Source organism: Pseudomonas sp. ChxA (genome assembly GCF_030263855.1).
Classification (GTDB): domain Bacteria; phylum Pseudomonadota; class Gammaproteobacteria; order Pseudomonadales; family Pseudomonadaceae; genus Aquipseudomonas; species Aquipseudomonas fluorescens_CB.
Window position 1 is genome coordinate 4,512,254 of the sequence record NZ_JARPMK010000001.1, and the last position, 13,065, is coordinate 4,525,318.

The 13,065-nt window shown below is 63.2% G+C and carries 13 protein-coding genes and 1 pseudogene; all 14 read left to right on the plus strand.

Annotation, left to right across the window (positions count from 1 at the left end):
* The first annotated feature begins 120 nt into the window (after positions 1 to 120).
* The 14 genes and pseudogenes from sctW to P5706_RS19990 all read left to right on the plus strand — a co-directional run bounded on the left by sctW (position 121) and on the right by P5706_RS19990 (position 12,891).
* On the plus strand, positions 121 to 1,236 hold the full coding sequence (gene sctW / locus P5706_RS19925; RefSeq protein WP_200434309.1) for a type III secretion system gatekeeper subunit SctW: 1,116 nt from the start codon (positions 121 to 123) through the stop codon (positions 1,234 to 1,236).
* Positions 1,236 to 3,332: a type III secretion system export apparatus subunit SctV gene (gene sctV / locus P5706_RS19930; protein ID WP_200434310.1), complete on the plus strand. Its 2,097-nt coding sequence runs from the start codon at positions 1,236 to 1,238 to the stop codon at positions 3,330 to 3,332. Before sctW ends, sctV begins: the two co-directional genes overlap by 1 nt.
* 17 nt (positions 3,333 to 3,349) lie before the next feature.
* Positions 3,350 to 4,294: an FHA domain-containing protein gene (locus P5706_RS19935; protein ID WP_285681160.1), complete on the plus strand. Its 945-nt coding sequence runs from the start codon at positions 3,350 to 3,352 to the stop codon at positions 4,292 to 4,294.
* Positions 4,291 to 5,640 carry a FliI/YscN family ATPase gene (locus tag P5706_RS19940; RefSeq protein WP_200434312.1) on the plus strand — a complete coding sequence of 450 codons (1,350 nt, stop codon included), beginning with the start codon at positions 4,291 to 4,293 and terminating at the stop codon, positions 5,638 to 5,640. Before P5706_RS19935 ends, P5706_RS19940 begins: the two co-directional genes overlap by 4 nt.
* A gap of 2 nt (positions 5,641 to 5,642) precedes the next feature.
* Positions 5,643 to 6,086: a YscO family type III secretion system apparatus protein gene (locus tag P5706_RS19945; protein ID WP_200434313.1), complete on the plus strand. Its 444-nt coding sequence runs from the start codon at positions 5,643 to 5,645 to the stop codon at positions 6,084 to 6,086.
* Positions 6,076 to 6,630: a type III secretion system HrpP C-terminal domain-containing protein gene (locus P5706_RS19950; protein WP_200434314.1), complete on the plus strand. Its 555-nt coding sequence runs from the start codon at positions 6,076 to 6,078 to the stop codon at positions 6,628 to 6,630. Before P5706_RS19945 ends, P5706_RS19950 begins: the two co-directional genes overlap by 11 nt.
* Positions 6,627 to 7,349: a type III secretion system protein gene (locus tag P5706_RS19955; protein WP_200434315.1), complete on the plus strand. Its 723-nt coding sequence runs from the start codon at positions 6,627 to 6,629 to the stop codon at positions 7,347 to 7,349. The genes P5706_RS19950 and P5706_RS19955 overlap by 4 nt, the downstream gene beginning before the upstream one ends.
* Positions 7,342 to 7,704 (plus strand): FliM/FliN family flagellar motor switch protein, encoded by a 363-nt coding sequence (locus P5706_RS19960; RefSeq protein WP_285681163.1) that lies wholly within the window; start codon positions 7,342 to 7,344, stop codon positions 7,702 to 7,704. The genes P5706_RS19955 and P5706_RS19960 overlap by 8 nt, the downstream gene beginning before the upstream one ends.
* Entirely contained in the window at positions 7,701 to 8,354 is a 654-nt protein-coding gene (gene sctR / locus P5706_RS19965) for a type III secretion system export apparatus subunit SctR (RefSeq protein WP_200434317.1), read from the plus strand. The genes P5706_RS19960 and sctR overlap by 4 nt, the downstream gene beginning before the upstream one ends.
* Before the next feature lie 8 nt (positions 8,355 to 8,362).
* Positions 8,363 to 8,629 (plus strand): type III secretion system export apparatus subunit SctS, encoded by a 267-nt coding sequence (sctS, locus tag P5706_RS19970; RefSeq protein WP_200434318.1) that lies wholly within the window; start codon positions 8,363 to 8,365, stop codon positions 8,627 to 8,629.
* A complete protein-coding gene (gene sctT / locus P5706_RS19975; protein WP_285682783.1) occupies positions 8,629 to 9,423 on the plus strand; it encodes a type III secretion system export apparatus subunit SctT in 795 nt (264 codons plus the stop codon). Before sctS ends, sctT begins: the two co-directional genes overlap by 1 nt.
* A pseudogene (gene sctU / locus P5706_RS19980) lies at positions 9,420 to 10,495 on the plus strand (type III secretion system export apparatus subunit SctU). Before sctT ends, sctU begins: the two are co-directional and overlap by 4 nt.
* Before the next feature lie 75 nt (positions 10,496 to 10,570).
* Positions 10,571 to 11,500, plus strand: coding sequence for a hypothetical protein (locus P5706_RS19985; RefSeq protein WP_285681166.1), 930 nt, complete (start codon positions 10,571 to 10,573; stop codon positions 11,498 to 11,500).
* A complete protein-coding gene (locus P5706_RS19990) occupies positions 11,491 to 12,891 on the plus strand; it encodes a hypothetical protein (protein ID WP_285681168.1) in 1,401 nt (466 codons plus the stop codon). The genes P5706_RS19985 and P5706_RS19990 overlap by 10 nt, the downstream gene beginning before the upstream one ends.
* Positions 12,892 to 13,065 lie beyond the last annotated feature (174 nt).

The following is a 13,065-nucleotide window of genomic DNA, read 5'->3' on the forward strand; positions in this document are numbered from 1 at the left end:
GCACAAACGTATCTTGACCAATACATATTTATGCACACTTTTTCTATTGCCTTATTAAGTGGAACCGGTTAGCCAAAACCCCCACTCACTACGCATGATCCCCTGCGTCAGTGCCGCGCCATGAAAATCTCCGCGTTCAACCCCATCGTCGCGATCCAGCCTGTTTTCCCGGTTACGCCAAGGCCCGAAGCCACGTCTGCGGCCATGGCGCCGACGATCGCCAAAGACCAGGGCAGCACGCCGCAGCAAGTGGCCCGATTCACCTCGGCACTGATCCAGCAAAGCCAGTCACTGAGCCAGCGCGACCTGGTGATCAGCAGCACGGCGCTGCAATCCAAAGCGATGAAACTGGGTGAGCTGTACCAGTTGCTGATGGGCACCCAGGACTTGAACCTCGATTCCGTGGTGCGCAATTTGCGCAAGGAACTCAAGCGCCAGGTGATCGACAACAGCATCCTCGATGAGGTGCTGCGCTCGGCCGGCGGCGATGCGGCAAAAGCCCATGTGATGCTGCAAGCCGCCGCGCGCCAAGCCTTTAACGAAGGTGCCAGCGAGGAGCACGTGCTGCTGTCACAGCAACTGCGGGTGCTGCGTCACCAACACGGCAACCGCGCACGCGCGGGCATCAACACGGCCCGCGCCTTTGCCCGCTCCAGCCTTAACCCACGCCGCCGGCAAACCCTGCGCGATCTTTACTACAACGGCGTAGTGGGCCAACCCACGATTTCCAGCCTGATCGACACCCTCCTCGGCCAGGAAGAAGGCGAGCACCACTTCGAGCCGACCCTGCGCGACCTGCGCAGCGCGATCGCCGACGACATGGCCGCCTTCACCCCGTCCAGCACCCGCCAGCAACTGCGCACGCTGATGCACGGCCTTAATACCGCCCGACATGTATCCACCTTGTTGCACAACTGCGAACACTTGCTGGGGCGCATGCGCGGTAAAAACCCGGCGTTGCAGCTCAACGCGCCGACCTTTCTCAAGCACCTGCTGGTGTTGTCGGGTAAAGGCATGAACCTGCATGAGACCCTGCAACTGACGCAATTTATCGGCGGCTCACAACTCAAGCATCAGCTGTCGTTTCTCAATGGCCTGCGTCCGATGCTGCAACAGTTGCCGATCCTGTTGTGGAAAGACCTCAAGGCCCGCCAGAACGCCCTGGGCAACTTGCTGATGCTGATGGCCGAGTTGACCCAGCAAGAGCAAAAACTGGCCAAGGGGCGACCTGTCTGATGCACAAGATCGTCAACCTGCTGAACCAGATCGCCCTGGCGGCCATGCGCCGCTCCGAGATCGTGGGGGCATTTGTGGTGCTGGCCATCGTGTTCATGATGATCACGCCGCTGCCCACCTGGCTGGTTGATATCCTGATTGCAGTCAACATCTGCATCTCTTGCCTGCTGATCATGCTGGCCATGCACCTGCCCCGGCCCCTGGCTTTCTCGACGTTTCCGTCGGTGCTGCTGATCACCACCATGTTTCGCCTGGCGCTGTCGATTTCGACCACGCGCCTGATCCTGCTGAACCAGGATGCCGGCCACATCGTCCAGGCCTTCGGCCAGTTTGTGGTAGGCGGCAACCTGGCGGTGGGCATGGTGATCTTCATGATCCTCACGGTGGTCAACTTCCTGGTGATCACCAAGGGCTCGGAACGGGTGGCTGAGGTGGGCGCACGCTTCACTCTCGATGCGATGCCCGGCAAGCAAATGTCCATCGACAGCGACCTGCGCGCCAACCTGATCAACGTACAGGAAGCCAAGCGCCGGCGCTCCGAATTGGGCAAGGAAAGCCAGCTGTTCGGCGCCATGGACGGCGCGATGAAGTTCGTCAATGGCGACGCCATCGCCAGCCTGATCATCGTGGCCATCAACATGATCGGCGGCATCTCCATCGGCGTTATCCAACATGGCATGAGCGCCGGCGATGCGGTGCAGCTCTACACCGTGCTGACCATCGGCGACGGCCTGATCGCGCAGATTCCGGCCCTGCTGATCTCCGTGACCTCGGGCATGATCATCACGCGCGTCTCCAACGACAACGCGGCGGCCGACGCCAACATCGGCCGCGAAATTGCCGAACAGATCACCAGCCAGCCCAAAGCGTGGATCATCGCCTCGGTGGCCATGCTCGGCTTTGCCGCCATGCCGGGAATGCCCACCGCCGTCTTTATCACCATCGCCATCATTTGCAGCCTCGGCGGTTTCCTGCAATTGCAGCGGGCCAAACCCAAGGTGGTGACCGAACAACCGGTACACGTCGCCCCCGAGAACAATGGCAAGGAAGACTTGCGGATGTTCCTGCCGAGCCGGCAATTTGTGCTGCAATTTCACCCCTCACAGAACCGCGCACTGGTGGAATCGCTGGTCAGCGAGATCCGTCAGCGTCGTAACCGCCTGGTGGTCAATTACGGCCTGACGTTGCCCTCGTTCATCATCGAGTACCTGTCCCATCTAGAGCAGGACGAGTTCCGTTTCGTGGTCTACGAAGTGCCGATGTTCAAGGCCACCCTGAGCCAGACCCATGTCGCCATTGACGGCCAGGCACAAGTCGTCGATCAGCTGGAACAGGCCATCACCGGCACCGTGGACCGCCAGGAAAGCCAATGGCTGTGGATGCCCGTCGATGCACCGCAGTTGCAGAGCCTGCCGGTGGTGACCGCCAGCACCCTGATCATCGAACGCATGGAGCGCGCCTTGCAGGTGTGCGGCCCACAATTTATCGGCTTGCAGGAAACCAAGGCGATTCTCGGCTGGCTGGAGTCGGAACAACCGGAAGTGGCCCAGGAGCTGCAGCGCGTGGTGCCGCTGGCGCGCTTTTCCCAAGTGCTGCAACGCCTGGCATCGGAATGCGTACCGCTGCGCGGCGTACGGGTGATTGCCGAGACGCTGATCGAACACGGCCAGCACGAACGCGACGTCACCGCCCTCAACGACTATGTGCGCATCGCCCTCAAATCCCTGATCTACAACCAGTATTGCAGCGCGGTTGGCCTGCAGGTGTGGCTGCTGACCCCGGAAAGCGAAGGCATCCTGCGCGACAGCTTGCGCCAGACCCAGACCGAAACCTTTTTTGCCCTCAACAGCGAGTCCAGCCTGTTGCTGGTACAGCAACTGCGCATGGCGTTCCCGCTGCGCTCCACCGAGCGCGCGGTGATGTTGGTGGCCCAGGATTTACGTAGTCCGCTGCGCACGCTGCTGCAAGATGAATTCCACCATGTGCCGGTGCTGTCCTTCGCCGAAATCAGCAATGCCGCCGAAGTCAAAGTGCTGGGTCGCTTCGACCTGGAAGACGAGTATTCCCCACAGGAAGAAGACGACTATGCCGCCTGACACCTGGAGCCTCTGCGATGTTTGAACTGCGTGTACTCAACGGCCTGCACCAGGGCGCCGCACTGCCGCTGATCGGCGAGCAATGGCTGATCGGTGCGCATGCCGACCATGACCTGGCGCTGTACGACCCGGGCATCGCTGCGCTGCATTGTCGCCTGAGCCGCACCGAAGCGGGCTGGGCGCTGGACGCCGAACAAAGCCTGATCAACGACGCCGAAGGGCATGCCCTCGCCACCACCGTGCTGACCCCCAACCAGACCTTTGTGCTCGGCAATGTGTGGCTGTGCCTGGCGCCCGCCGAAGAGGCGTGGCCACAAGTGCCGATGCTGGTGGCGCCGACACGGCCGCCGGTGCACGAACCGATCGCCGCACCGCGCCCGTTGCCGCCGCCGCGCGTGTCACGGCTAAAGCTGGCGTGCGGGGTGCTGGCCGGTTTGGTCGTCGGTGCGGCAGGCGCCTCCTGGGGTTTGAGCCGCACTGTGGCCGCTCCGGCGCCGGCCACCGTTGCGCAACAGAGCCCGCCCGCCACTGCACCCGCCAAACCCGCGCAGGCGCCGGCATCGGAGAAAATCAGCCTGACCAGCCGCGATGAAGTACGCCGCCGCCTCAGCACCTTGCTCAGTGATCGCCTGCTGACCGAGGTCAGTGTGGAAGACAGCGACGACGGCCTGGTCCTCCAGGGGCACCTTAAAGACGACGCGCTGCCGATCTACACGCGCATGCTCAAGGGCTTCAACGAACGCTTTGCATCGGCTGTGCCGGTGCTCGACAAAGTCACCGCCGTGGGCACCGGCCTGCCGTTTGCCATTGTGCAAATCATCTCGGGCAATAACGCACACCTGGTCACCGCCGACGGCCATCGGATGTACCTCGGCGACCAGTTAAAGGGGCTGCGGCTCACGCGCCTGGATGAGCAGCACATCGAGTTCGACGGCGACCAACACATCGAGATGCACTGGTGAACCCCGCCCTCGCGCGCTGGACCGAGGAGCAGCGCACACGCCTGGCCCACTGCTCGGCCGTGCGCATCAGCGGGCGAGTGTCGGCGGTCAGCGGGATCTTGCTGGAGTGCCAGGTACCGGCGGCCAAAATCGGCGACCTGTGCCAGGTCAGCAAGGGCGACGGCAGCACCATGCTCGCGGAAATCGTCGGCTTTACCCCGCAATGCACCTTGCTCAGCGCCCTTGGCACGCCCGAAGGCATCCAGGTCGGCGCGCGTATCGAACCGCTGGGCATGGCCCACCGCATTGGCGTGGATGACCAACTGTTGGGGCGCGTGCTCGATGGTTTCGGCCGACCGCTGTTGGGCGATGGCGACGGCGCCTTCGCCGGCTTGCACGACCCGCGCACCACCACCCCGGTGATTGCCGCCGCGTTGCCGCCGATGCAGAAACCGCGTATCAGCAATGCGTTGCCTACAGGCATTCGCGCGATTGACAGTGCCATTCTGATCGGTGAAGGGCAGCGCGTCGGCCTCTTCGCCGGCGCCGGTTGCGGCAAGACCACGCTGCTGGCGGAGATGGCCCGCAATATCGACTGCGACGTGATCGTGTTCGGCCTGATTGGTGAGCGCGGGCGCGAACTGCGTGAATTCCTCGACCATGAACTGGATGACGAACTGCGCCAGCGCTCGGTGCTGATCTGCGCCACATCCGACCGTTCGAGCATGGAGCGTGCCCGCGCGGCCTTCACCGCCACGGCCATTGCCGAAGCCTACCGCCAGCGCGGCCTGAAAGTGCTGCTGCTGATCGATTCGCTGACGCGTTTTGCCCGCGCCCAACGGGAAATCGGGATTGCCGCCGGTGAGCCCCTGGGGCGCGGCGGCCTGCCGCCCTCGGTGTACACCTTGCTGCCGCAGTTGGTGGAGCGTGCCGGCATGAGTGAAAACGGCTCGATTACCGCGATTTATACGGTGCTGATCGAGGCCGACTCGATGAACGACCCGGTGGCCGACGAAGTGCGCTCGCTGCTGGACGGGCACATTGTGTTGTCGCGCAAGTTGGCCGAACGCGGGCACTACCCCGCCATCGACGTGCCGGCCAGCATCAGCCGGATCCTGGGCAATATCACCAGCCGCGAACACGTGCGCAACAACAACCGCCTGCGCCAGTTAATGGCCGCCTACCGACAAGTGGAAATGCTCCTGCGCCTGGGGGAATACCAGGCCGGGACGGATCCGGTCACCGACTGCGCGGTGCAGCTGCACGAAACCATCAACCAGTTCCTGCGCCAGGACCTGCGTGAGCCTGTGAGCCTCGACGACACCCTGGCGCGCCTCGATTACATCACCTCGCAATTACCGGATTGAACATGGACGAAGACCTGGAAGTAGACCTGGACCGCGCTGCATTGGAGCACGCCATCGGCGTCCTGAAACCGTTGCGACAACACCGTCAGGCAAGCGCCGAGCGTGCTCGCCGGCAAATCGAGCAGGAGCTGCACCAGCTCCACGAGCAGTTGCTGATCAGCACGGCTTCGCTCAATCAGGAGCGCGATAACCAGAAGCTGCGGCGTCAACAGCTGTCGGACACGCACCTGGAAAGAACCATGGAGCTGAGCGATATCGACCGTTGGCACGAAAAGGAGCGACGCATGCTCGACCGCCTCGCGCACATCCGTCAGAGCGTCAGCCAGTTGCGCGGACGCATCGAGGAGCAGGAACACCAACTGCAGCAGGCGCAGCAAGCCGTCAAGGCGCGCCAGCGTGCGGTGGAAAAACTCGCCTGCATGAGTGAGAGCCTTGATGAGAACTGAGCCGATCAAGCACCTGGCACCGCCGCCGGCGCCGGTAAAAACCGCCGCCGTGCCCGCCACGCCTTACCCGACCGGCAACCCGGCGCCCAAGCGCAATGACGTGCTGCGCAACCGTCAGGCCGACAGCAGAGTGCTGAGTGACAGCAGCCCGCAGCTGGACGCCGACGGTGTGCTCTTTGAGCAATTGATCGCGCCGCTGCCGGGCGAGCAGGACGATCAGTCCGGCTCGCAGGACGGTGGGAGCAGCCATTTTTCAATGTTCGCGCCCATCGAGGGCGTCCCGACACAGCTGGTCGATGAACTGGCACTGCGGCTGCCAGACGTGGGCAATCGCCCGTTCAGCGCCACCCTGCTGATGCCCAACCTGGGCAAGGTGCAGATCCAGGCGCAAAAAAATCCCGGCCATTGGGCGATCCGCCTGAGCTTCTCGCGTCGCGATGTGCTGGAGCGCCTGGGGCGCCATCAGCCCGCCTGCGAGGAAGCATTTTCCCACGCCCTGGGCCATGCCGTGGAGCTGTCTTTACAGCCGGCGGGTGATGCATGAAAGCCCTGGTACTGCGGCGCATGTCCTCGACGGTGGCGAACGCGTGCCAGGCGCTGGGGCGCGGACGCTGGCTGGCGTATGGCAGCGGCGAGACGTCCGGCTACCTGACCCTGGGTCCGTTGCTGCCGCCTGGCAGCTACCCCGATGACCTGCGCCTGAACCTGTCGGGCAAACACGGCCCGCTGCAACTGAGCAACGCCGACGCACTGTTGAGCCTGCTGGGGGAAACCCCGGTTATTGCCGCTGGGGAACTGCAAGCGTGGTACTGGCAGTTGATCAATCAACAGTTTCCAGACGCTATTTATGACCTGCTTTCGCCTCTCGAACCCTCGCCGCTGGCTTGCCCACCGCAGGCCGAGTGCCTGGAGTGCCGCATCAGTGTCGAGCGCGGCGGCGAGCGGGTCCACGGGGTAGTGAAGTGCAGCGCCGACACCCTGCTACAGCTGTTCGATGCCGCTCCTTGGCACTACCTCGAACAGCAATGGCCGCACGACTGGCCCTTGCACTACCCGCTGGAACTCGGCCGCTTGCAGCTGAGCGTGAATGAACTGCGCTCATTACGCCCCGGCGATGTGTTGCTGCCCGCCACCCCGCGCTTCGACCCCCAGGGCCAGGGCCGATTGCAGTTGGGTGAGCGCCTGTGGCGTGTGCACAGCGAAACCTTGAACGACCATTTGCAGCTGCGGCTGATTCACGAGGAAGACCTGCACCATGAATGAGCCATACTTTGGCGCCGACAGCGACGTGGGTGAGGAAGAAGCCAGTGTCCCGTTCGACGAAGAACCTGGGCAGCCCTGGGACGACCAGGCCCCGGCTGACGCACCAGCTCACGACGCCGCGCCCGCCTCGGCGCTGAACGGTTTGAGCCTAGAACTGACGGTACGCGCAGGCGCTGTCAGCCTTACCCTCGACGCGCTGCAACGCCTGGCGCCGGGTTCGGTGGTGGGCATTACCGGCATCGCGCCGGGTGAAGCCACCTTGTGCCATGGCGAACGCGTGGTTGCCCACGGTGAGCTGGTAGACGTCGATGGGCGCCTGGGCCTGCAGATTACCCGTGTGGTGTTTGATCGATGATTCTGGACGGCATGAACCCGATCATGCTCGCGCTGTTTCTCGGCGCGCTGTCGTTGATCCCGCTGTTTCTGATCGTCTGCACGGCGTTCCTGAAGATCTCCATGGTGCTGCTGATCACCCGCAACGCCATCGGCGTGCAACAGGTGCCGCCGAACATCGCGATGTATGGCATTGCCCTGGCCGCGACGCTGTTCGTCATGGCCCCGGTGGCCCATGAGATTCAGCAACGGATCAACGACAACCCGCTGCAGATCGGCACCACCGAAAAGCTCGAGGCCAGCGCCAACACGGTCATCCAGCCGTTGCTGCACTTCATGACCCGCAATACCGACCCGGATGTGCAGGCCCATCTGCTGGAAAACACCCACCGCATGTGGCCGGCCGAGATGGCCGATAAAGCCACCAGCAACGACCTGCTGTTGGCCATTCCGGCGTTTGTGCTCTCGGAGCTGCAGGCCGGGTTTCAGATCGGCTTTCTGATCTACATCCCGTTCATCGTGATTGACCTGATCGTTTCCAACCTGCTGCTGGCGCTGGGCATGCAAATGGTGTCGCCGATGACCATTTCGCTGCCCCTCAAGCTGCTGCTGTTCGTGCTCGTGCAAGGCTGGTCACGCTTGCTCGACAGCCTGTTCTATTCCTATCTGTGAGTGTGGCCGTGGAAGCGTTGGAGCTGTTCAAGCAAGGCATGTATCTGGTGGTGATCCTTACCGCCCCGCCGTTGCTGGTGGCGGTATTGGTGGGCGTGCTGACCTCGCTGTTGCAGGCCCTGACGCAGATTCAGGACCAGACCCTGCCCTTCGGCGTCAAGCTGGCCGCCGTGGGCCTGACCCTGGCCGCCACCGGGCGCTGGATCGGCGTGGAGCTGATCTCGTTCATCAACCTGGCGTTCGACCTGATCGCACGCACCGGTGGCGCGCATTGATTCCGTTTGACGGCGAACATCTGTTCGAGCTGATGCTCGGCACGGGGTTGGCCATGGCGCGGATTCTGCCGTGCATGATCCTGGTGCCGGCGTTCTGCTTCAAATACTTGAAGGGGCCGCTGCGCTACGGCGTGACCATTGCGGTCTCGCTGATCCCGGCGCCGAGCATCGGCCGGGTGCTGGCGGCACAGAACGACGACTGGTTTTTAATCGCCGGCCTGCTGGTCAAGGAGTCGGTGCTGGGCATCTTCCTGGGCCTGTTGCTGTACGCGCCGTTCTGGATGTTTGCCACCGCCGGCGCCCTGCTGGACAGCCAGCGCGGCGCCCTGAGTGGCGGCCAGCTCAACCCGTCCCTGGGGCCGGACGCCACGCCCCTGGGTGAGTTGTTCCAGGAAATGCTGATCATGCTGGTGATCCTGTCGGGTGGCCTGTCGCTGATCACCCAAGTGATCTGGGACAGCTACGTGATCTGGCCGCCCACCGCCTGGCTGCCGGGCATGGATATCCAGGGTCTGGACGTGTTCCTTGGGGAACTGAACCGCACCCTGCAACACGCCCTGCTGTACGCCGCGCCGTTCATTGGCTTGCTGCTGCTGATCGAAGCGGCCTTCGCCATCGTCGGCCTGTATGCCCAGCAACTCAATGTGTCGGTGTTGGCGATGCCGGCCAAGAGCATGGCCGGTCTGCTGTTTTTGCTGGTGTACCTGCCGACCCTGCTGGATTTTGGCAACGGCGAACTCAAGCACTGGCTGGACCTGAAGTTCATCCTCGGCCAGATCGTGCACGTGCCATGAGTGAAAAAACCGAAAAGGCCACGCCCAAGGCCGAACGCGACGCGCGGGAAAAAGGCCAGGTCGGGCAGAGCCAGGACCTGACCAAGCTGCTGGTGCTGCTGGGCGTCAGCGAGGTGTGCCTGGGGGCCGCCGATGACAGCGTGAACCGCCTGCAAACGCTGATCGCCCTGCCCTTGCAACGGATGCGTGAACCGTTCATGCACACCCTGGTGGAGCTGGGCGGCGAAGCCGTGTGGACACTCATCTCCTTCACCTTGATGACCATTGGCGTGGCAATCCTGATGCGCCTGGTGGGCAGCTGGCTGCAAATCGGGTTCCTGTTTGCGCCCAAGGCATTGAAGATCGACCTGGGCAAAATAAACCCCATCTCGCACCTCAAGCAGATGTTTTCCGGGCAAAGCCTGATGAACCTGCTGATGAGTATCCTCAAGGCCCTGGTGATCGCTATCACCCTCTACGTCTCCATCAAGCCGCTATTGGGCAAGCTGGTGTTGCTGGCCGACACTGACCTGACCACCTACTGGCATGCGTTGCTCGCGGTGTTTCGCAGTGTGCTGCACACCACCCTGGGTTTGTTGCTGGTCATGGCACTGGTCGACTTCGCCATGCAGAAGTACTTCCACGCGAAAAACTGCGCATGAGCCACGAGGACATCAAGACCGAATACAAGCAGTCCGAAGGCGACCCGCATGTCAAAGGCCATCGCAAACACCTGGCCCAGGAACTGCTCAACGGCGCGCCGCCACCGCCGCGCAAACCCGTCGAAGAGGCCGATGTGCTGCTGGTAAACCCCACGCACTATGCGGTGGCGCTGTACTACCGACCCGGGCAGACGCCGCTGCCGGTGATTCATTGCAAGGGCGAGGACGAGGACGCTTTGGCGCTGATCAAGCGCGCGCAAAAAGCCAAGATCCCGGTGGTGCAATGCGTGTGGCTGGCACGGGCGTTGTACAAGGTCAGAACCGGCCGCCATATCCCGCGGCCCACGCTCCTGGAAGTGGCGCATATCTATCAGGTGATCAAACAATTGGACGAGGTCACGGCAGACATCATTCAGCTCGAAGAACCCTGATCCAGAGCGGTTAATTCACGAAACTGCAATATTAGAAGGTTTCAATACGAGTCAAAACTTTCGGAAGTCTGACCGATGAAATCCGCACCTTCATTGCCCCTCGAAAAAACCGTCGGCGCCTGGTTGCTCGAGGCTGGCGAACGCCTCGGCGTGCCCCCTGCCCTGGCCCGGGATTTTGCCCGGGATGCCGTACTGAATTTGCCTGGCATGACCTTGCAACTATCGCCCTGGCAAACCCTGCCGGTGCCGCAATGGGTCGCCTTGGGACTGCTGCGACGGCCCAACGGTTTGCCTGCCGAAACCTGGAGCGAACTGTTGTTGCGGGCCAACTGCGGGGTATCGGCGATGAGCAGTTGCAGCCTGGCTATGAGCGAAACCGGCGAGGGCTTGCTGGTGCAACGGCTGGCCTCGCGCCCCGATGCAGACGGCGCACAGCTGAGTGACGAGTTGGCCCACCTGCTGGCGCTGGGCGAAAGCCTGGTAGCCGCCGCCACAGCACTCAACGCCGGGCCGGGAAGCGCCGGTACACCCGCCGGCCCCGTACCGGCCCAGGCCGCACCCACCCTGCAATCGGCCCAGGCCGCGCTGCACCAGGACTGGCACCGGTCGTTGCTGCTAAGCGCCCTGCAGCGCCTGGGCGTCAGCGCACCGGCGTCGGAACAGATCCACACCGTGGGCGTGATCAAAGCCAACGGACGCAGCTTCGAAGTGATCGCCGACGGCGACCGCTGCCACTTGCTGGTCAGCACGCCGATCGAGACCGCCTTGCGCACCCCAAGCCAACGCGAACGCTGCCTGCGGGCCAACCTGCAATTGATCCTGTTGACCCACAGCGCCGTAGCCCTTGCGCCACACGGCAGCACACTGCAAGCGCGCTGGAACAGCACCGCGCTGAACGGCGAAGACTTCGCCGACTGGCTGCTGGATTTCGGCGTGCTGGCCGACAGTTTCGCCGCCCCACCTTCACCCGCTGCCACCGCACCAAGGAACCCTGCATGGACATGAGAAGACCTGCCCCGGCAGGCGGCATGGCGCCGCCAAACCCGGCCATCGCGTTGCAACCCCTGCGCCGCGCGCGCACGCCTGACGAGCTGGAACGCGGCGAACCGGCAGCGCCACCACCCGGCTATACCGCACGCGCAGCGGCGCAAGTCAGCGGGTTGGGGCAAGCCTTCCATCGCAGCTACCTGGCGCCCGGCTGGAAAGCCGCCGGCAGTGCCTGGACCAGCGTCAGCGGCTATGGCGCCGCCGCAGGCCACAACCTCAAGCAGGGCGCAGTGCAAGCCTGGAGCGACAGCGCCGCCAACCTGCCGTCCGGGCGCACCACCCTGGCCGCCGCCGGGCAGACCTTGCAGCAAATGGCGACCTGCGGCGTGCCCACCTACCTGCGCGAAGTGGCGTTCATGCACACCTATAGCGCGCTGGCCGACGGGCTGGCGAAAAAAAGCCCGGGGGGTGCGCTGGCCTTGCAGGCGGCGATTTCCCTGGCCTCGGTCGCCACCCAAATCTACGTGCGTCAACCGCGCCTGGATCGGCTGGGCAACGAGTCCAGTGTGGCGGTGCGCGGCCACTTTGCCCTCAGCGAACCGAAATGGAACGCCCTGCTGCCGGCCAAACAAGACGCGCTGCGCCAGCAAATGCAGCGGGATTCGCGCAACGTCACGCGTAACCAGATCATTGCCGAAGCGGTCTACCTGGGCATGGGCGCATTGGGTGCTTCACGGGGTGACGGCGCGCTGAGTGCGCGGGTGCTGGCGACGCAACTGCGCAATGTGATCTATGCGATTACCCGCGAGTCGATGCAAGCCAGCCTGAGCATGACCGGCAAGCATGGCCCGACCAAGACCCATGGCGTCCATCAGGACGATATGTCGGTGTTGGGCTGGGCCTACGGGACCATGACGCTGAGCATGGGCTTTGTGCAGGATTCCATCAGCCCGAAAGTGCTGCCGCCCGGGCAGACACTCACCAGCCCGGCCTTGCTGGATGATCATCATCAACCGCTGCGCGGGGATGCGCTGGCGGAGTCGATTCAATCGTTGGCAGGTACGCGTGCGGCGTTCAATACGGTGATTGCGGTGCTCGATAACCATCTGCAAAAGCACTTCGATACCCAGCGTGCGGGGACGACCCAGCAGTGGAAGCCGAGCTTGCCGCTGGAGGATTATGGGCGGGTGCTGGACCAATCGCCGGCGCGGGTGGCTTGGACGAGCCTGGCCAGTGCGATCAACATGGCGACCGGCGAGTTATTGCGCGGTAAATTGCCGCCGGCGTTGGCGGGGTTTCTGGGGAATGCCAGCAGTGCGGCGGTGATGGGGTTGGCTTATCGCACTACCAACCAGACGTTTCAGGCGCATGCGAGTGTGCGTAAGGCGGTGGCTGCTGGGGTGGTTTGAATCGCTGAGTACATATCCGTTATTTGGGTAACGGCTGATATTGGTTCCGCTCTTACAGCGGGTCACTTTTGCAAGGACCGGAATGCCGGCCCAGTCAAAAGTAACCAAAAGGTCCTCGCCCCAACACTCGGTGCCTCGCTTAGGCTCGGCATGCCCGCAATCCGCCAGTGATTT

Excerpts from the sequence above, each read along its gene's own strand:
- P5706_RS19945 (WP_200434313.1), top strand. The coding sequence starts at position 5,643 with ATGGACGAAGACCTGGAAGTAGACCTGGACCGCGCTGCATTGGAGCAC.
- sctV (WP_200434310.1), top strand. The coding sequence starts at position 1,236 with ATGCACAAGATCGTCAACCTGCTGAACCAGATCGCCCTGGCGGCCATG.
- P5706_RS19955 (WP_200434315.1), top strand. The coding sequence starts at position 6,627 with ATGAAAGCCCTGGTACTGCGGCGCATGTCCTCGACGGTGGCGAACGCG.
- P5706_RS19950 (WP_200434314.1), top strand. The coding sequence starts at position 6,076 with ATGAGAACTGAGCCGATCAAGCACCTGGCACCGCCGCCGGCGCCGGTA.
- P5706_RS19960 (WP_285681163.1), top strand. The coding sequence starts at position 7,342 with ATGAATGAGCCATACTTTGGCGCCGACAGCGACGTGGGTGAGGAAGAA.
- P5706_RS19985 (WP_285681166.1), top strand. The coding sequence starts at position 10,571 with ATGAAATCCGCACCTTCATTGCCCCTCGAAAAAACCGTCGGCGCCTGG.
- P5706_RS19990 (WP_285681168.1), top strand. The coding sequence starts at position 11,491 with ATGGACATGAGAAGACCTGCCCCGGCAGGCGGCATGGCGCCGCCAAAC.
- P5706_RS19935 (WP_285681160.1), top strand. The coding sequence starts at position 3,350 with ATGTTTGAACTGCGTGTACTCAACGGCCTGCACCAGGGCGCCGCACTG.
- sctW (WP_200434309.1), top strand. The coding sequence starts at position 121 with ATGAAAATCTCCGCGTTCAACCCCATCGTCGCGATCCAGCCTGTTTTC.
- sctR (WP_200434317.1), top strand. The coding sequence starts at position 7,701 with ATGATTCTGGACGGCATGAACCCGATCATGCTCGCGCTGTTTCTCGGC.